14 protein-coding genes and 3 pseudogenes are annotated in these 16,984 nt (G+C 71.8%); 3 read left to right on the top strand and 14 right to left on the bottom strand.

What is annotated here, in order from left to right; translation table 11 throughout:
* Positions 1 to 98: 98 nt before the first annotated feature.
* A complete protein-coding gene (locus ACIQTP_RS36900) occupies positions 99 to 800 on the top strand; it encodes a response regulator (protein WP_402032380.1) in 702 nt (233 codons plus the stop codon).
* Positions 801 to 895: 95 nt separating this feature from the next.
* On the opposite strand, the gene ACIQTP_RS36895 is transcribed toward ACIQTP_RS36900, so the two are convergent.
* The 3 genes from ACIQTP_RS36895 to ACIQTP_RS36885 all read right to left on the bottom strand — a co-directional run bounded on the left by ACIQTP_RS36895 (position 896) and on the right by ACIQTP_RS36885 (position 5,674).
* Positions 896 to 2,656, bottom strand: coding sequence for a GAF domain-containing protein (locus ACIQTP_RS36895; RefSeq protein ID WP_403408184.1), 1,761 nt, complete (start codon positions 2,654 to 2,656; stop codon positions 896 to 898).
* Between the two features lie 275 nt (positions 2,657 to 2,931).
* Positions 2,932 to 3,135 carry a hypothetical protein gene (locus tag ACIQTP_RS36890; protein WP_403408182.1) on the bottom strand — a complete coding sequence of 68 codons (204 nt, stop codon included), beginning with the start codon at positions 3,133 to 3,135 and terminating at the stop codon, positions 2,932 to 2,934.
* Positions 3,136 to 3,274: 139 nt separating this feature from the next.
* The gene (locus ACIQTP_RS36885) at positions 3,275 to 5,674 is read right to left on the bottom strand and encodes a phosphoketolase (RefSeq protein ID WP_403408180.1); all 2,400 of its coding nucleotides are present in this window, start codon (positions 5,672 to 5,674) and stop codon (positions 3,275 to 3,277) included.
* Positions 5,675 to 5,759: 85 nt separating this feature from the next.
* On the opposite strand from ACIQTP_RS36885, the gene ppk2 reads away from it, so the two are divergent.
* The gene (gene ppk2 / locus ACIQTP_RS36880; RefSeq protein ID WP_402032387.1) at positions 5,760 to 6,563 is read left to right on the top strand and encodes a polyphosphate kinase 2; all 804 of its coding nucleotides are present in this window, start codon (positions 5,760 to 5,762) and stop codon (positions 6,561 to 6,563) included.
* Positions 6,564 to 6,568: 5 nt separating this feature from the next.
* Here ppk2 and ACIQTP_RS36875 read toward each other — a convergent pair whose 3' ends face one another.
* The 9 genes and pseudogenes from ACIQTP_RS36875 to ACIQTP_RS36835 form a co-directional block, all read right to left on the bottom strand.
* Positions 6,569 to 7,450 carry a universal stress protein gene (locus ACIQTP_RS36875; protein ID WP_403408178.1) on the bottom strand — a complete coding sequence of 294 codons (882 nt, stop codon included), beginning with the start codon at positions 7,448 to 7,450 and terminating at the stop codon, positions 6,569 to 6,571.
* Positions 7,451 to 7,455: 5 nt separating this feature from the next.
* A pseudogene (locus ACIQTP_RS36870) lies at positions 7,456 to 7,683 on the bottom strand (zinc-dependent alcohol dehydrogenase); the annotation flags it as partial.
* A 243-nt stretch (positions 7,684 to 7,926) separates the two neighbouring features.
* Positions 7,927 to 8,575 (bottom strand): annotated as a pseudogene (locus tag ACIQTP_RS36865) (universal stress protein).
* A gap of 148 nt (positions 8,576 to 8,723) precedes the next feature.
* A pseudogene (locus tag ACIQTP_RS36860) lies at positions 8,724 to 8,967 on the bottom strand (hypothetical protein); the annotation flags it as partial.
* A gap of 403 nt (positions 8,968 to 9,370) precedes the next feature.
* Positions 9,371 to 9,832 carry an SHOCT domain-containing protein gene (locus ACIQTP_RS36855; protein ID WP_403408176.1) on the bottom strand — a complete coding sequence of 154 codons (462 nt, stop codon included), beginning with the start codon at positions 9,830 to 9,832 and terminating at the stop codon, positions 9,371 to 9,373.
* 111 nt (positions 9,833 to 9,943) lie between these two features.
* Entirely contained in the window at positions 9,944 to 10,612 is a 669-nt protein-coding gene (locus ACIQTP_RS36850; protein WP_403408174.1) for an HdeD family acid-resistance protein, read from the bottom strand.
* Between the two features lie 179 nt (positions 10,613 to 10,791).
* Positions 10,792 to 10,989, bottom strand: a complete 198-nt coding sequence (locus ACIQTP_RS36845) for a hypothetical protein (protein ID WP_101402986.1) — start codon at positions 10,987 to 10,989, stop codon at positions 10,792 to 10,794.
* Between the two features lie 17 nt (positions 10,990 to 11,006).
* Positions 11,007 to 11,525: a hypothetical protein gene (locus tag ACIQTP_RS36840; protein ID WP_402032397.1), complete on the bottom strand. Its 519-nt coding sequence runs from the start codon at positions 11,523 to 11,525 to the stop codon at positions 11,007 to 11,009.
* A 178-nt stretch (positions 11,526 to 11,703) separates the two neighbouring features.
* Complete coding sequence (locus ACIQTP_RS36835; RefSeq protein WP_403408172.1) at positions 11,704 to 14,376, bottom strand: LuxR C-terminal-related transcriptional regulator; 2,673 nt, start codon at positions 14,374 to 14,376, stop codon at positions 11,704 to 11,706.
* Positions 14,377 to 14,956: 580 nt separating this feature from the next.
* Between ACIQTP_RS36835 and ACIQTP_RS36830 the strand changes: the two genes are divergently transcribed.
* Positions 14,957 to 15,304, top strand: coding sequence for a hypothetical protein (locus ACIQTP_RS36830; RefSeq protein ID WP_403408170.1), 348 nt, complete (start codon positions 14,957 to 14,959; stop codon positions 15,302 to 15,304).
* Positions 15,305 to 15,413: 109 nt separating this feature from the next.
* Here the strand turns inward: ACIQTP_RS36830 and ACIQTP_RS36825 are convergent, their stop codons facing one another.
* On the bottom strand, positions 15,414 to 15,815 hold the full coding sequence (locus ACIQTP_RS36825) for a hypothetical protein (protein ID WP_403408168.1): 402 nt from the start codon (positions 15,813 to 15,815) through the stop codon (positions 15,414 to 15,416).
* Between the two features lie 676 nt (positions 15,816 to 16,491).
* Complete coding sequence (locus ACIQTP_RS36820) at positions 16,492 to 16,887, bottom strand: DUF5994 family protein (RefSeq protein ID WP_403408166.1); 396 nt, start codon at positions 16,885 to 16,887, stop codon at positions 16,492 to 16,494.
* Positions 16,888 to 16,984: the final 97 nt, after the last annotated feature.

Here is a 16,984-nt window from a genome sequence, read left to right as displayed (position 1 = left end):
CGGTCGGCCCTAGTGTGTTCGGCCCCGGAGGGCGATGATCGTCGTCACAGTCGGCTCGTGGTCCACAGTCCGGCGCTGGAACCGAACAAGGGGTCGTCATGGCCGAGGCGCGCACCTTCACGGAACAGAACCCCATCCGGGTCTTCCTGCTGGACGACCACGAGGTGGTGCGCCGCGGTCTGACCGATCTCCTGGACGCCGAGCCGGACATCTCGGTGGTCGGCGACGCGGGCAGCGTCGAGCACGCGCTGGTGCGCGGCCCGGCGCTGCGGCCGGATGTGGCCGTCCTGGACGTACGCCTGCCGGACGGCGACGGGATCGGCGTCTGCCGGGAGCTGCGCAGCCAGATGCCGGAGCTGGCCTGTCTGATGCTGACGTCGTTCGACGACGAGGAAGCCCTGCTCGACGCGATCATGGCCGGAGCCTCGGGCTATGTGCTCAAGCAGATCAAGGGCTCGGATCTGGTCTCCGCGGTACGCACCGTGGCTTCCGGTCAGTCGATGCTGGACCCCACGACGACCGCCCGGCTGATGCGGTCGCTGCGCGCGGACCCGGCCGAGACCCCTGCGCTCGCTCCCGAACTCGCCGGCCTCTCGCCCCGCGAGCGCGACATCCTCGCGCTGATCGGGGGCGGCCTCACCAACCGTGAGATCGGCAAGAAGCTCTACCTGTCCGAGAAGACGGTGAAGAACCACATCTCCCGGCTGCTGGCCAAACTCGGCGTCCAGCGCAGGGTTCAGGCGGCGGTCCTGGCCAGCCGGCTGGAGCACCCCGACACCGCCGACCACCGGACTCGCTGACCCCAGGAGTGCGCTTTCAGGGGCGCGGTGACCTGCGCGACCAGCCCCCACCACCCGCAGCCGACGGACACCGGTCGCGCAGATCGGCGGCGGTCTCAGCCACGCGCCGGACCGCCCCCCGGCCCCACGCCGGGTGCGCTCACCGGTACCCGCCACACGAGCCGCGTGCCACCGCCCTCGGGCCGTTCGCCGAGCGTCAGCACGCCCCCGAGGGCGACGGCCCGCTCCTCCATGTTCTTCAGCCCGCTGCGCCGCACGTCACCCGGCACCCCACAGCCGTCGTCCGTCACGGTGAGCGTCAACTCGCCACCGGCGCACTGGAGTCGGACGTCCACGGCGTGCGCTCCGGAGTGCCGGGCCGCGTTGCTCAGCGCCTCGCCGAGCACCGCGACGGCATGATCGGCGATGTCGCCGGGGACTTCGGTCTCGACGAGCCCCTCGATCCGCAGCGCGGGCGCGAACCCTAACGACGTGGTCGAAGCCGTGACCGCCTCGGAGACCCGGCCGCGCAGACCGTTGCCGTCCCGGCCGGCCCCGCCGTGCGTCCGCAGGCCGAAGATCGTGGACCGGATGATCTTGATGGTGTCGTCGAGGTCGTCGACGGTGCGTGTCAGTCGCTCCATGCCCTCGGCATGCTCCATGAAGCGCTGGGCGCTCTGCAGGGTCATGCCGGCCGCGAAGAGTCGCTGGATGGCGAGGTCGTGCAGGTCCCGGGCGATGCGGTCGCGGTCCTGGAGGAGCGCGATCTGTTCCGCGTCCCGCCGTCGCTCGGCCAGCTCCAGTGCCAGAGCGGCCTGGTCGGCGAACCCGAGCAGCGGTCCGGTGTCCGCGTCGCCGAACGGTGTGCCGCTCCGCACCCGCCCCAGCAGCAGCACACCCCGCGCCTTGCCGCTGGTACCCAGCGGCACCGCGACGACGGGTCCGAGCCCGGTCCACTGGGCTTCGCCCGCGCCCACACGGGGATCGTGTTCGATGTCGGCGCTGACCACCGGCTCCGCGGAGCCGAGCGCGGCTCCGACGAAACCACTCCTGGCCGACATCACCAGGCCACCGCGCTCCTGCGCGCCGAGCCCGACGGCCAGCGCCGGCCGTAGCTCCTCCTCGCCCGCCACGTGCTCCGCGATCAGCCCCATGTCCGCGGAGACGATCTTCCGCGCCTCGTCGACGATCAGCCCCAGCACCTCCGCGCCCGGCGCGCCGGTCAGCAGGACGCTGGTGACCTTCCCGCTGGCCCGCTGCCAGCGTTCGCGGAGCCTGGTCTCCTCGTACAGCCGCGCGTTCTCGATGGCGACGCCTGCGGCCACGGCCAGCGTCGACAGGACGGACTCGTCCTCGGCGTCGAACTCCCGCTCGTTGCGCTTCTCGGTGAGGTACAGGTTCCCGAACACCTCGTCGCGCACCCGGATCGGTACGCCGAGAAAGGAGTGCATCGGCGGGTGGTGGGCGGGGAAGCCGTACGACTCGGGGTGCTCGGAGAGCTCCGGCAGCCTCAGGGGCACCGGGTGCCGGATCAGTTCGCCGAGGAGTCCGTGCCCGCTGGGCAGCGTCCCGATCTCGGACCGCCGTTCCTCGTCGATGCCGACGGTGATGAAGGCGGACAGCTTCCGGTCGCCGCCGATCACGCCCAGAGCCCCGTACTCGGCGTCCACCAGGACGACGGCGGCCTCGACGATGCTGCGCAGTACCTGTGGCAGGTCCAGCTCCCGTCCGACCGACAGGACGGCCTCCAGCAGGCTGTGCAGGCGATCCCGGGTGCCGCGGACGGCGTCGATGCGCACCTGCAGCTCGCCCAGCAGCTCGTCGAGCCGAAGCTTGGGCAGATGCTGCTCGGATCCCCCGTGTGTCTCCGCGCCCATCGCTTCCTCCGGCCCATTCGGCGCACAGGAGGCCGCGCGCCAGTTCGCCTGCCCTCACCGTACTGCCTGGCAGCCCGCGGCAGCGCGAGGCACTGCTCCGACGACAGGAATCCTGCACGTAGTTCAGACATCAGGCGGACGTCGGGGTCCCGCCGCGAAGTGGGTGCGTCGTCCTCGTCGAGCCCGATGGCGCAGCGCGCCTCCGGGCCCTGACAGGTCGATGCCTCCGCGCCCTGGGGGCGGCGGGTGCCGCGAAACCGACCGCGGTGCCGCCCTCAGATCGGCGACATCCCCGGCCAGGGCCTCGTGTACGAACGTCCACGGCTCCGCGCGCCGTCCTCGGTGAGCAGCCACTCCGTGTGTGCGGCGACGGCCCGGACCTCGGCCTCGGAGGGCCGCAGCCCCCGGGCTTCGAGGAAGGCCGCGGCGGCGTGCACCCGCGCGGAGTCCGTGATGACGCCGTGGGTGTCGAGGAGCACGGCCCGCGTCCCCCGCAGCGCACGGGTACGCGGGCCGCTCCGGGCTCATCGGTCGTCGGACTCGACGGCGACGCGACCGGTCATGCAGTTGAACTCCTTTGCTGGGTCCGGGATTTCGGCCGGAGCGGAGTGGGGGGGCTCAGCCGGACCAGGTCCAGTCGGCGACTTCCGGCAGGTCGGTGCCGTGTTCGCGGATCCAGGCGTGGTGGCGGGTGCGGGCGTCGGCCATCTGCTGACGGACGGCGGCGGCGCGCACGCCGAGGCCGGGGACGCGGTCGATCACGTCCATGACGAGGCGGAAGCGGTCCATGTCGTTGCGGACCACCATGTCGAACGGGGTCGTGGTGGTGCCCATCTCCTTGTAGCCGCGTACGTGCAGGTTGGCGTGGCCGGTGCGGCGGTAGGCGAGACGGTGGATCAGCCAGGGGTAGCCGTGGTAGGCGAAGATCACCGGCTTGTCGGTGGTGAACAGCCCGTCGTACTCGAAGTCGCCCATTCCGTGCGGGTGTTCGTCACGCGGCAGCAGCCGGGTCATGTCGACGACGTTGACGACACGGACGGCGAGCTCGGGCAGATGGCGTCGGAGCAGGTCGGTGGCGGCCAGGATCTCCTGGGTGGGGACGTCACCCGCGCAGGCGAGGACGACGTCCGGTTCACGGTCCCCGTTGGCCGAGCCCGCCCACTCCCAGATCCCGGCGCCGCGGGCGCAGTGATCGCGGGCCTGGTCCATGGAGAGCCAGTCGAAGCAGGGCTGCTTGCCCGCGACGACGACGTTGACGTAGTCGCGGCTGCGCAGCACGTGGTCCGCCACCGACAGCAGGGTGTTGGCGTCCGGCGGCAGATAGACCCGTACGACCTCGGGGCTCTTGTTGAGGACGTGGTCGACGAAGCCGGGGTCCTGGTGCGAGAAGCCGTTGTGGTCCTGACGCCAGACGTGCGAGGTGAGCAGGTAGTTGAGGGACGCGATCGGGGCCCGCCACGCCAGTCCCCTCGACGTCTTGAGCCACTTGATGTGCTGGTTGACCATCGAGTCGACGATGTGCACGAACGCCTCGTAGCAGGAGAACAGCCCGTGCCGGCCGGTCAGCGTGTAGCCCTCCAGCCAGCCCTGGCAGAGGTGTTCGGAGAGGATCTCCATCACTCGGCCGTGCCGGTCCAGATGCTCGTCCACCTGGAGGGTCTGGGCCTGCCAGGCCTTGCCACTGGCGCCGAAGACGGCTCCCAGTCGGTTGGAGGCGGTCTCGTCGGGGCCCACCAGGCGGAAGTCCCGGCGGTGGGAGGTGTCCTTCATGACCTGTTCGAGGAGGTCACCGAGGACCCGGGTGGGCTCGTGCAGGGTGGCGCCCGGTTTGTCGACGGGGACGGCGTAGCGGTCGAGGGACGGGAGGGGCAGATCACGGACGAGCAGGCCGCCGTTGGCGTGCGGGGTGCCGCCGAGTCGCTTCGAGCCGTCGGGTACGCAGGCGAGGACGTCGGCGACGGGGCGCCCCTCGGTGTCGAAGAGTTCCTCGGGACGGTACGAGCGCAACCAGGTCTCCAACTGCCGCAGGTGTTCCGGGTTTTCACGGACCGCGGCCAGCGGCACCTGGTGGGCGCGCCAGGTGCCCTCGACGGGCACACCGTCGACCTCCGCCGGTCCCGTCCAGCCTTTCGGGGTGCGCAGCACGATCATGGGCCAGCGGACCCGCTCGGCCACGCCCTCCTCGCGGGCGGTGCGCTGCATCAGCGCGATGCGGTCCAGGGCCCGGTCGAAGGCGTCCGCCATCGCGCGGTGGACCTCGTGCGGGTCGTCGCCGGCGACGTGGATCGGGTCGTGGCCGTAGCCGCGCAGCAGCTCGTCGAGTTCGGCCTCCGGGATCCGGGACAGGACGGTCGGGTTGGCGATCTTGTAGCCGTTGAGGTGCAGGATCGGCAGCACGGCGCCGTCGTGGACCGGGTCGAGGAACTTGTTGGAGTGCCAGGACGCGGCCAGTGGCCCCGTCTCCGCCTCGCCGTCACCGATGACGCAGGCGACCAGCAGGTCCGGGTTGTCGAAGGCGGCCCCGTAGGCGTGTGCCAGCGAGTAGCCGAGCTCGCCGCCCTCGTGGATCGAGCCCGGGGTCTCGGGCGCGACATGGCTGGGCACCCCGCCGGGGAAGGAGAACTGGCAAAACAGCCGCTCCATGCCGGCCGCGTCCCGCGAGACGCCCGGATACGTCTCACTGTAGGTCCCCTCCAGCCAGGAGTTGGCGAGGACCGCGGGCCCGCCGTGACCGGGCCCCCACACGCACAGCGCGTCCAGACCACGGGCCTTGGTCACCCGGTTGAGGTGCGTGTGCACCAGGTTGAGGCCGGGCGAGGTGCCCCAGTGGCCGAGCAGCCGCGGCTTGATGTGCGCGGGGGTCAGGGGCTCGGTCAGCAGCGGGTTGGCGAGCAGGTAGATCTGGCCCACGGCAAGGTAGTTGGCGGCTCGCCAGTGGGCGTCCAGGGTGCGCAGTTCGTCGTCGGTCAGTACGGTGCTGTCCTGGTGTTCGACCTTGGGCGGTTCGGCCTGGGGCATGGTGACTCCGTAAGTCATCGAGGTGCGTCACGAGGCGTGTCGCAGGACGTGGCATCGGTGTGCGTGATCGAGCGGAGGAGGCGGCATGGCCGGCGAGAAGACGGCGAAGGTGCCGGCTGCGGCGTACGAGCGGGAGCTGCTGCGCCTGCAGACGGAGCTGGTGAAGCTTCAGGAGTGGGTGCGCACCGAGGGCGCCCGGCTCGTGGTGGTCTTCGAGGGCCGGGACGCGGCGGGCAAGGGCGGCACGATCAAACGGGTGTCGGAGCTTCTCAACCCGCGCGTCGCACGGACCGTGGCGCTGCCCAAGCCGACCGAGCGCCAGCGCACCCAGTGGTACTTCCAGCGGTATGTCGAGCATCTGCCCGCCGCCGGGGAGATCGTGCTGTTCGACCGGAGCTGGTACAACCGCGCCGGCGTGGAGCACGTCATGGGCTTCTGCACGAAGGAGGAGCACCAGCTCTTCCTTCGCCAGTGCCCGATCTTCGAACGGATGCTGGTCGAGGAGGGGATCCTGCTGCGCAAGTACTGGTTCTCGGTGAGCGACGGGGAGCAGCAGAAGCGGTTCCGGCGCCGGCTGAAGGATCCGACGCGGCGCTGGAAGCTGTCCCCGATGGACCTGGAGTCGATCACCCGCTGGGAGGCGTACTCCCGGGCCAAGGACGAGATGCTGGTGCACACGGACGTCTCGGAGGCTCCGTGGTACGTCGTGGAGAGCGACGACAAGCGCCGGGCCCGCCTGAACATGATCGCCCACCTGCTCGGCTCCGTTCCGTACCACGAGGTGAAGCCACCCGTTCTCGAACTGCCGCCCCGGCCGCCGTCGACGGGCTATGTGCGTCCGCCGCGCGATCTGCAGACGTACGTCCCCGACCACGCGGCGACCCTCTGAGCCGCTCACCCCCGTTGCGGTACGACGGCGACCGGGCAGGCGGAGTGGTGCAGAAGCGTGTGGGCGACCCGGCCGAGCTGGAGGCCGGCGAGTCCGTGGTGGCGCCGGACTCCGACGACCAGCAGGTCGGCGTCGTCCGAGGCGTCCAGCAGGATCCGGCGAGCGCTGCCCTCGGCGGTCCTGCGGCGCAGATCCACCGCAGGATGCTCGACCGCGGCCTTGCTCAGCGCCGACTCCAGGATCTCCGCGGCCCGCTGCTCGTGCAAACGGGCCGGTTCACCCTCGAGCAGGGGGTCGTCGGTGCTCTCGTACGCCGGGCAGCGCCAGGCCCGTACGGCGTCCAGGGCGGCCTTGCGGATCTCGGCCTCCTCGAAGGCGAGCCGCGTGGCGGCCGTACTGTGCGGGCCCTCCCCGACGCCGAGGACCACGCGCCGGTGCGTCCCGGCCCCTGCCCGCCTGTCCTGGTCGCCGCGCAGCACGATCACCGGGCACGCGGCGCGGCCGGCGACCGTGAGGCTGACCGAACCGAGCAGCAGTTCGGCGAGGCCGCTGCGGCCGCGCGACCCGACGACCAGCGCGGCGGCGGTGTGCGCCTCGTTCAGCAGCACGCTCGCCGCGTCGTCGGGCAGGACGTCGGTGGCGACCTTCACCTCGGCGGCCCGCCGGTGGGCGCGCCGCGAGGCGGTCTGGACGATGCCGTCGGCCATCGCCTGCTCCGAGGACCCACCGATGCCCTCGGCGAGCGCGGCGCCCTCGTAGCGCTCCCACAGCGAGGCGTACACCAGGCGCAGCGGTGCGCCGCGCAGCGCGGCCTCGTCCGTCGCCCAGTCCACGGCGCGCAGGCTGGGTTCCGAGCCGTCGACGCCCACAACCAGGGGCAGCTCCACCGTCCTCACCGCCCTTCGCCGAAGTCTTCACCGAAGTCGAAGACGATCCGGACCTTGACCTGACCGCGCAGCACCGCGTCGATGGACTCGCTGACGGAGACGAGGGGCCGGGACTCGCGGCTGACCCGGGTGCGGCCCGCCACGTGCGGCTCGAAGACCTCGGCCAGGTCTTTCCGGGTACCCACGATCGAGCCGATCACCGACGTGCCGTTCAGCACGGTGCCGAAGACGGGGCACCGCGACGCGCTGCCCGAGCGCGGGGTGCGTGACGCCGTCGTGTGGCACAGCCCGGAAGCCTCCACCCTGATGCGGACTCGACCGGGGTCGGGGTCGGGGCGCTCCTCGATGACCAGGGGCTCACCGAACGCTCGTACGACTGCCGCTTTCATGGATGTCCCTCCTCGGATGGTGAGGCGTGTCTGCTGGTCAGTCGTGTCGAGTGATCGGTCGTGCCGGGTGATCGGTCGTGCCGGGCGTCAGTCGTGCGGGACCACGGCGACGGGGGCTGTGGCGTGGTGCAGTACGGCGTGGGTGACCGGCCCGATGTGGGCGCCGAGTGCCGAACGGATGTAGGGCGGCTCGTTCCAGCCGTGGACGACGCGCAGGCAGGCGCCGCGCAGGACGGCCGCCTCGAAGGCGAAGCCGATCGGGGTGTCGTCGGGGGCCGTGCTGTCGAGCCCGAGCAAGGCCGGCCGCGAGGGCTGAACGGCGGAATCGGTACCCGCGATGCCTTCCGCGGCCCGTACGAGGACGACCGGACGCTCGGCGTGTGCCACGACGGCCAGGCCGACGGAGCCGACGATGAAACCGCCCAGGCCGCTGCCCGGTGACGTGCTCGACGAACACGTCGACCTCCGGGTGGGCCGCCCGCAGTTCCTCTGCCGTTTCCCGCGGTGTCCTCCCCCAGCCTTCGGCCGGGGGTGCCCCCCTCTCGCTTCGCTCGCTCCAGTGCTGGTGGGTCTCGGGGCCGAGCAGCGGGGCCTGGGCGACGGGGGCCGGAGCGGGCTCCCAGACGTTGACGAGCTTCAACGGCAGCCCGCGGAGCTTCGCCTCACGGGCCGCCCAGTCGGCGGCGGCACGGCTCTCGGGCGAGCCGTCGGGGCCTGCGGTGACGGTGCGGGGCATGAACTCCACCTCCTGAACCGGGATCGCTCGATCCCGGTTCCAGCGTCGTGTCATGAGGGTTCGCGGTGCAGGGGCCGCAGGTCCCCGGCAGGGGCCGACCGGCCCTATGAACCCGCGGGGCGAGCGTGGAAGGGCGGCCCGTCCGGGTGTCGCCCGCCCTGGAGTGGACGGTGGACTCCATCGGCCCCGCCGCGACGCCGCTGAGGAAGCCCTTGGCCGACGAGCCACCGTCGGTCCAGCCCTTGCCGGAGGGGGGTGGCGTAGCCGAACCCGATGGTCTTGTCGCGGCGAAGGAGCAGGCCCGCAGGGTGTGCGTGACCGTGTGATCCCTTCGGGGATCGGACAGTGCCGGACCGGTGCCCGACGGCGACCGCTCTGGTGGCGCGGGACAGGTGGCACCGGGTGCCGAAGGGCCGTGACCGTGGGGCCGAACGACCCTGTCCGCGAGGGCTGTTGGGCCTGTCCCGCGCGACCGCGCCAAAAGGCGGCGGCTCTCCCCGACGCCCCTTCGAGGAAGCCGACTACGTCTCGGGACGTTCAGACTCGTCAACGCCGACACAGAAGCGCTCTTCGGCAACGGCCGCGAGGAACTCCTCGGCCCGACAGTGGACTTGCTCGTACCGGACCGTTTCCGAGCCCACCACTCACCGCACCGCGTCGCGCCCGCCACGCCGGAGAGCGTCAGGGGCGTCCGATGGGCGCAAGGCCCTCCTCAGCAAGGCCCTCACCTCTTGGGGCTGCGCAGCAAAGGCCGACGCCGGAAGGACGACCTGGCCTGTGCGCGAACCCGCCGACTCACTGGCCGGCGGTGGCGGTGCCCGAGCCGCTGGACGGGCCCTGACCGCTCAGGACGAGTTCCTTCGCCCTGCGGAACTCGTCGTCCGTGATGTCGCCGCGGGCGCGGATCTCGGACAGCTTGGCGAGTTCGTCGACGCTGCTGCTTCCGGTACCGCCGCCCGCCGCCTGCCGGATGTAGGAGTCGAAGGCCTCCTGCTGCGCGCGGGCCTGATTCACCTCTCGGCGACCCATGTTCTTGCCGCGGGCGATCACGTAGACGAGGACACCCAGGAAGGGCAGGAGGATGACGAACAGGAGCCAGCCGGCCTTGGCCCAACCACCCAGCTCGTCGTCACGGAAGATGTCGACGATGATCCGGAAGAGCAGGATGAACCACATGATCCACAGGAAGAACCAGAGCATGCTCCAGAAGACGCTCAGCAGCGGGTAGTCGTAGGCGAGGTACATCTGTGTACTCATGTCGCTCCTCCATCCCGGGCGCTCGCCCGGCGGTCGTCCCTCCCGATTCACCATGCGCACGGCAAGGTTCGTCCGGCCTCACCCGGGACGGGTGAACGTCCCTGCGGAGTCTCAGAGCGACTGGGCGGAGCCGTGCGGGTCCGCGGCGCGTGCGCGGCGGAGTGCGGCCCGCCAGGCGAAGGCGAGGACGAGTTCGATCAGGCCGAGCAGCACGAGCCACAGGCCGAGCAGCCGGGTCAGGGCGCGGGCGGACTCGGTCGGCAGGGCGAGCACCACGACTCCCGCGACGATGCCGAGCGCCGCGGCGCAGAAGACGACGCCACGGTGCGGGAGGGCCTTCATGGCGATGGCCGTGTAGGCGGTCAGCATCCCGGACACGAGCCAGACGACGCCGACGATCAGCGAGAGCGCGGCGATGGTCTGCAACGGGTTCCGCAGACACAGCACCCCGGCCAGGACGAACAGCACCGAAAGCAGCAGCCCGGGGAGCCGCTCGCCGTGTTCCTCACGGCCGAAGAGCGCCACGAAGCGGAACACCCCGGTGACGACCAGGTAGAGACCGATGAGTACGGCCAGGATGTGCAGGGTCTCGTCCGGCCACACCAGTACCAGGATGCCCGGAACCAGCGTCGAGATCGCCGAGCCCAGGATCCAGGTCCATGAGCGGCCGAGTCCCGCCAGCAGTTCCTCGGGGTCGGCGGGTGGCGCGGCGGCCGACCCTTCGGGCCTGGACCTGGGGCCGGGTTCGGTACGCGGCGCCGGACCACGCGATTCGGTCATGGCTCCTCCTCACGCGGTCGAGCGGGTCGTCGCCGGACCGCCGACGGGACGGTGTGCGGGGACTTCACCGGGTCAGCGTCCCGCGCGCCGCCCGCTGCCGGGTCACCCTCGGCGGGTGATCGTCCCTACCCCGGGGGCCGTGGGTGATCGTCCCTACCCTCGGCCCGGCGTACGCCCGGTCACTCCGGTAGACGGCGCATCTCCACGACGTGCAGTCCCAGCGACTGACAGCGGGCCAGCAGCCCGTACAGGTGCGCCTCGTCGACAACGGGGCCGAACAGGACGGTCTGACCGGACATCACCACGTGATCCATCTCCGGAAACGCCTTGGTCAGCGTCTCCGTCATGTGTCCCTCGACACGGATCTCGTAGCGCATGGGCTCAGAACGACCTTTCAATGCGTCAGGAAGAGCTTGAACGAGATGATCAGCAGTCCGAGCAGCAGATTGATCGAGGCGGCGACGGCCGTGAGACACCAGGAGGCGCCCGCACGACGTGCCGCGGCCGCCGACCAGCCCACCTGCCCGGCCACAGCGACGGCGAGCGCCAGCCAGAAGGTGCCTTGGAGATCGAGGCCCAGGAGCGGGCTGACGGCCACGGCCACGGTCGGCGGGACGGCGGCTTTGACGATCGGCCACTCCGCACGGCACACCTCGACGACGGCCCTCCGGTCCAGGGACTGCTGGGCCAGACGTGCCCCGAAGAGCTGGGCGTGCACGTGCGCGATCCAGAACGCCACGCCGGTGCCCAACAGCAGCCCCGCCAGCTCCAGGTGGGGGAACGAGCCCAGCGTGCCGGTGCCGATCACCACCGATGCGGCGAGCATGGACCCGTAGACACCACCGGTGTAGTCGGCTTGCGCCCGATGGTCGGCGTCGGCCGCAGAGGGTACGGCGGGTTCGGTCCGTGACATCAGGGCCTTCTTTCCGATTCGGCGCACCGGACCGAGGGCCTCGGCCGCATCGCCGGATTCGGGATGCTTCGGGCGCCCCGCCCGGCCGGGAGGTGCATGGTGCCGCCACTCCCATCGGATCCGAACGGCTCGTCCCGCGCCTCACCCGTGACGGGCGAGGGTGCTCACCGATACGGGTTCACAGCAGCCGCAGCTCGCGCGCCCGGCGCACCGCTTCGTTGCGCCGGTTCACCGCCAGTTTCCGGTAGACGCTCTTGAGGTGGGTCTTGACCGTGTTCACCGACACGCAGAGGTCGGCCGCGATCTCTTCCGTCGACATCATCTGGGCCAGTCGCCGGAGAACATCGCGTTCGCGTTCGCTCAGCTCCTGCACGACAAGCGGCGCGGGCGTTTCGAGCCGGGGCGCCTCGCCGTTCGTCAACCAGCCCGCAGCCAGTGGCTGCAGTGGCGCCGTGCCCAGGAGACGTCGGATCCACGGTCCGGCCTCGAGGAAGGGGCGCCGCAGCCGCTCGCGCCTGGCCTCCAGGAGCGCCTGGCCCACGAGCTTGCCCGCGGCGGCGGAGTCATCCGCCTCCAGTGCGACCTGCGCCCGTGTCAGCATGGCCCGCACGGTCACCGCCGGACCGGCCGGACCCTCGGGGCGCAGACGGCCGAGCAGGTCGAGCGCGGCGGCGGGGCGGCCCGCCGCCAGCTGGGCCCGCGCGGCCTCCACCACACAGGCCGGCTGGTCGTCCGGCACCTGTCGCAGCACCTCGGCGGCCGCGTCCGGCCGCCCCTCGGCCAGGTGGGCGGCGGAGGCCACCAGAGCGGTATGAGCCTGCGCCCAGGGTGATGCCATGTCCGTGGCGAGCGCCGGGTCCACTGCCGACAGAGCGGCTCGGGTCTTGCCTCGGGCGAGCAGGAGACGTGCCGTCACGATGGACCGGCCCGTGGCCGACACCGGGTCCCGTGTCGCCAGGCGTGAGCCGACAGCCTCGTCGAGGAGGGCTTGGGCCTGATCCAGTTCGTTCCGGTCGACGGCCACGGCGGCCAGGACCACCCGCCCGATGTCCGAGCCGGACGACCCGCACAGACCGAACCGCTCCGAGTCGGCCGTCGCCGCCAGTGCCTTGCGCTCCGCCCTGCCGTGCCGGCCGTACAGGTAGTCGATCAGCGCCAGGTGCCCCAGGGAGTCCTCGCGCGGAAGCGCCGTCGAGGCTCCGCCGGGACAGCCCGCCGCCGCGGACAGCGCGGTACGGGCGTCCTCGAAGCGCCCGGCCCACAGGCGCGTCGAGCCCAGATGCGTCAGCAGCAGAGCGATGAGTTCGGGATGCTGCCCCAGGAGGTGGGCGGGAACCGCCCGTCTCAGTTCCTCGGCCGCCTCCGCGGCCGTCTCCGCCTGGAGCGGGGACCCGGCAAGACGGGCCGCCAGTGCCTCCAGCAGCGCGCAGCTCAGCCGTGCCGCCGCCAGGCCGGGCACGCCGGTGGCCGCGTCGGGCACGTCCGCGGCCAGGCTCGCCTCGGCGTGGCGCAGACGGGCCAGACCGCGGTCGAGGTCGCACTGAGACAGGTCACGGGCCGCTCGGACGACGTCCGTCGCGGGGCTCGTGGCCTCGGGTCCCATCCGGGCGAACAGCTCGGCCAGCTCGTCACGGCGCAGACCGGTGAAAAGCTGCCCGATCGCCAGACCGTCGACGAAGGCACCGGCGGTGAACTCCCAGTCGCCCGCGGCGGCGCCGTGGGCGATCGTCTCCGGGAGGGAGCCGGAGCGCAGCAGCCACCGGGCGGCCCGCCGGTGGAGTTCGGGCTCCAGTCCCGGACAGCGCTCCCGCAGATGGGCCCGGAGGATCTCCCCGAACAGCGGGTGGAGTCGGTACCACGAGTGTCCGAGGTCCTCGACGAACGCGTTCTCGCGGTGCAGCTCGGCGAGAATGGGCTCGGCGTCGGTGCGCCGCGTCAGCGCGTTGGCCAGATCGGGGCAGAGTCGCTCCAGGACGCTGACCCGCAGCAGGAGGTCCTGTGTCTCGGCGGTTCGCCGCTTGAGCACCTCGGCCAGGAGGTAGTCGGCGACCGTACTCCGCCCCGCTTCGAATTCCTTCAGGTACCTCTCCGGATCCGGGCTCTCCCGCGCGGCCAGGGCGCACAGCCGCAGGCCGGCCGCCCATCCTCCGGTGCGGTCCACGAGCGCCCCCACCGCGTGCGCGGGCAGGCGCAGGCCGTGCAGCTCCAGGAGTAAGGCCGCTTCCTCGGGTCTGAAAGCCAGTTCCGCGTTCCGGATCTCCGTCAGGTCACCGGCCGCCCGGTAACGGTGCACCGGCAGCAGCGGCTCGGTGCGGGTGACAAGGATGAGGCGCATTCCCGGTCCGGCGTGGTGCAGGACGAATTCCAGCTGCTCCGCGATCTCCGGCGCGGTCACGCGGTCGTATTCGTCGAGCACGACGATCGCCGGCCGGTCGCGTCCGCTCAGCTCGGCGGCGAGCCGTGCCAGCAGTTTGCGGTCCACCCGGCTCGCGTCGGCGGGACAGCGAATCTCGCTGGGGACCGGCACGCCCGAGGCCCGCAGGGCCTGGATCACGTACGCCCAGAACATCCCGGGCCGCTGATCCGCCGCGTCGGCGGTGAACCAGGCGACCGGCTGCCCCAGCCCAGTGACCCACTCGGCGACCAGCAGGGTCTTCCCCGCCCCGGCCGCTCCGTTGACCACCGTCAGGGGGGTCAGCAGAGCCTGGTCCAGGTGTTCGACCAGCCGCTCCCGCCGCAGGAACGTGACGGGCCTCGTCGGCGGCGCGAACCGCGTGCGCAGAAACGGGTCTCCCATGGGATCGACCCATCCGACGGTCGACCCCTGGCCGCTCTCCTCGATCCCAGCCATGGTGCTCGCCATTATCCCGTCAGATCACGGGCGGCGCTCTTCGCACTCCTGCCGTGGTCAGCACCGGTTCGGGCAGCGGGTCCGCCGCCGACGTCCCGGTGGCCGGGTCGGCGAGCGACATCTCCCTGTCCGAGTGGCTCCCCTGCACGTCCTCCGCGACATCGCGCTGGACTCGAACCAGGGCAGGATCCTGTCCGTCGACCGCAGCGACACCGGCGGCACGGTCCAGGAGCCCTCGTGCCCGACCTGGCCCGACCTGCCCGCCGAAGCCATCGGCACCCGGTGTGGGGCCATCCAGGCCGGCGGGGCCCCATGCTCGACACCGACGCACAGGCGCCCCCGCCGTGGCACGCGCTGCCGCCGGAACTCGCCCCTGTCGACATCGCGTTGACACGGCCGGTTGCCCGGCGTTGACTGACAGCACGGTGCGGAGTCCTACCATTCCGGTGACACACTCCACTGACCACGACAGCCGTGATCACCGGCGGGTGTAGCACCCTTCGGGCCTGTGCACGACGCGGCCCCGCCCAGGGCGACGACACCGAAGCGGCCGGTACGGCGTACAGGAAAGCGGCACACGATGATGTACGACCAGTCACGCGCCCAGCAGCCTCCGGACAAACAGCCCGGTTCGGCCGGGCGTCGTACGCCGGGCCCCGAGCCGCTGCTCCCGTCGGACGAACGGGACAAGCTCGCCCATCGCCTCCAACACGCCCTCAACACCTTCGCCGACAGCCCGCGTGAGGCGTTGGAAGAGGCCGAGACCGCATTCGACGAGGTCACCGCCCAGCTCATGAGCACTCTCGCGGACCGGCGGCGAGTCCTCCACGCGACCTGGCAGGACCAGGAGCCCGGAACACAGTCGGACGAACTCCGGCACGCGCTGAGGCAGTACCGGGAGATCACACAGCGGCTGCTGCGCCTGTAGACACCTACCGCACCCCCAGGTCGACCGGACGGCCCGGTAGCCACCGTGGGTGAGGCCGCGGTGGAAGCCGACGGTCAAACCCGGTCGTGGGTACGGGCGGCCAGGACCGTCAGGCCGTCTCGCCGTGGTGGGTCCGGTCGGCGGGCGGTCTGCTGGTGTCGAGCCAGGAGCGGAGCGGGCCGGCGGCGCGCGAGGCGTCGATCGTGAGATGCAGTCGCGCCCCCGTCCCCGATCGGCCCCCGGGATAACTCCGTTGCTCGTCCCCGGCGAACAGGAGCCGGAGCGCTTCGGCGACACGTCGGGCCGCCTCGGGGTTCTCGGAGACGAGGCGGACCTCCACCCGGCCCTGCCCGTGGAGCTCGTCCGAAGACGCGGCGCAGTCCGATGGGTATGTGGCTTCGGATGTCATAGGGCGGAACCTGCCCCGGACCGGAGCGGCCCGTGTCTGCTGCGCGACGAGGACGAGACCGGTCAGGTCACCGGCATACGACGTGCCCTCGGTGGCTCCCACGGTACTCCAGTCGCTCCCGCCGGCCCTTACAACGCGGGCGGGAGTACGGTGCGGAGTACCGAGGGCATTCCGCACACCGGCCTCACGCCGGGTCGTTCTCGGTGAGCGATGAGCCCGGGCTGTGACCTCAGGGGACGGCCCGAAGACGCGTCCGCATGATGTCCGCGACCTCCGAAGCGGCTCTGCCGCGGCGTGTACCCGTCGCCGCCCCGCCCGCCTCGCGCTGAAGACCGTACCGCACCGGATACCCGTGGACGGCCATGTCGTGGAGGTCGGCTGGCCTGCCGCCCAGCCGCCGGCGCGGCCACGACGCGGCGAGGTCGGGCGCGCGACGTGACCACCGCGACGGAGTCCGTGGCCGCTTCCCGCCGCGCCGCCACCGGAACCGCACCACCCACAAGGAGCGGTGACCCGTACCGCCCCAAGGCCGCCGTACGCACCGCCGGTTGGCCTGCATGCGCGCAAGCCGGGACCGGATCTCCCGTCGGCGCACGCCTCACTGCGGTGGCACCACCCGTCCCCACCCACGGCGCGGCTCCTCGCGCGCACCGGTTCCACTCCCCTGCTCCTCGACGCTCCGGCGGCTCCGGTGCCGTCTTCTCTCCTTCACGACCTCCGCTCCCCCGCCGAGCCGCGCTGACCGGTGGTCAGTGCGACCTGCCGGGCCCGGCCCTCGTCAGTGGATGTCGGTCGCCACGGCGGCCATCAGGTACTCGGCGTCCGCCGCGTCGACCTCCGGGGGCACGACCAACAGGTCCCATCGGCCACGGCCCGGGCTGAGCAGGCGGACGGTGTGCCGGTCCCGCGAGACGGGCTCCCTGCGCAGTCGTACGACGTGGTTGGCGACGAGTATCCGTCCCGGCGACGCGGACCACATCTCCGCGTTCACGGTGACGCCGTTGATCTGCCCCCAGTCCCGGGGCAAGGCGCCGATCAACAGGGGGAGTTCGACCAGCAGATTGCGTGAGCGGGGCCACCATGCCCCGTCGATGCGCCGCGGCACCGCGCTGTGCGGCGCCAGCCGTAGGCGGGCCACGGGCCCTGCGGGCGGGGGCTGAGGGACGGAGGCCATGAAGGCGTTCCTGTCTGGGGGCATGGCCTCGTGGCCTGCCCCCGGGGCTGTCTGCGGCGGACGGCGGACGGAAGGAACGACGGGACAGCCCCGGTGA

Origin of the sequence: Streptomyces sp. NPDC090798, assembly GCF_044768965.1 — a bacterium.
GTDB lineage: Bacteria > Actinomycetota > Actinomycetes > Streptomycetales > Streptomycetaceae > Streptomyces.
The sequence above is the reverse complement of the archived record's forward strand: the minus strand, read 5'-3'. Positions and strand labels throughout refer to the sequence as shown.

Excerpts from the sequence above, each read along its gene's own strand:
- ACIQTP_RS36845 (WP_101402986.1), bottom strand. The coding sequence starts at position 10,989 with ATGCGCTACGAGATCCGTGTCGAGGGACACATGACGGAGACGCTGACC.
- ACIQTP_RS36835 (WP_403408172.1), bottom strand. The coding sequence starts at position 14,376 with ATGGCTGGGATCGAGGAGAGCGGCCAGGGGTCGACCGTCGGATGGGTC.
- ACIQTP_RS36830 (WP_403408170.1), top strand. The coding sequence starts at position 14,957 with ATGATGTACGACCAGTCACGCGCCCAGCAGCCTCCGGACAAACAGCCC.
- ACIQTP_RS36895 (WP_403408184.1), bottom strand. The coding sequence starts at position 2,656 with ATGGGCGCGGAGACACACGGGGGATCCGAGCAGCATCTGCCCAAGCTT.
- ACIQTP_RS36840 (WP_402032397.1), bottom strand. The coding sequence starts at position 11,525 with ATGTCACGGACCGAACCCGCCGTACCCTCTGCGGCCGACGCCGACCAT.
- ppk2 (WP_402032387.1), top strand. The coding sequence starts at position 5,760 with ATGGCCGGCGAGAAGACGGCGAAGGTGCCGGCTGCGGCGTACGAGCGG.
- ACIQTP_RS36900 (WP_402032380.1), top strand. The coding sequence starts at position 99 with ATGGCCGAGGCGCGCACCTTCACGGAACAGAACCCCATCCGGGTCTTC.
- ACIQTP_RS36855 (WP_403408176.1), bottom strand. The coding sequence starts at position 9,832 with ATGAGTACACAGATGTACCTCGCCTACGACTACCCGCTGCTGAGCGTC.
- ACIQTP_RS36850 (WP_403408174.1), bottom strand. The coding sequence starts at position 10,612 with ATGACCGAATCGCGTGGTCCGGCGCCGCGTACCGAACCCGGCCCCAGG.
- ACIQTP_RS36885 (WP_403408180.1), bottom strand. The coding sequence starts at position 5,674 with ATGCCCCAGGCCGAACCGCCCAAGGTCGAACACCAGGACAGCACCGTA.
- ACIQTP_RS36820 (WP_403408166.1), bottom strand. The coding sequence starts at position 16,887 with ATGGCCTCCGTCCCTCAGCCCCCGCCCGCAGGGCCCGTGGCCCGCCTA.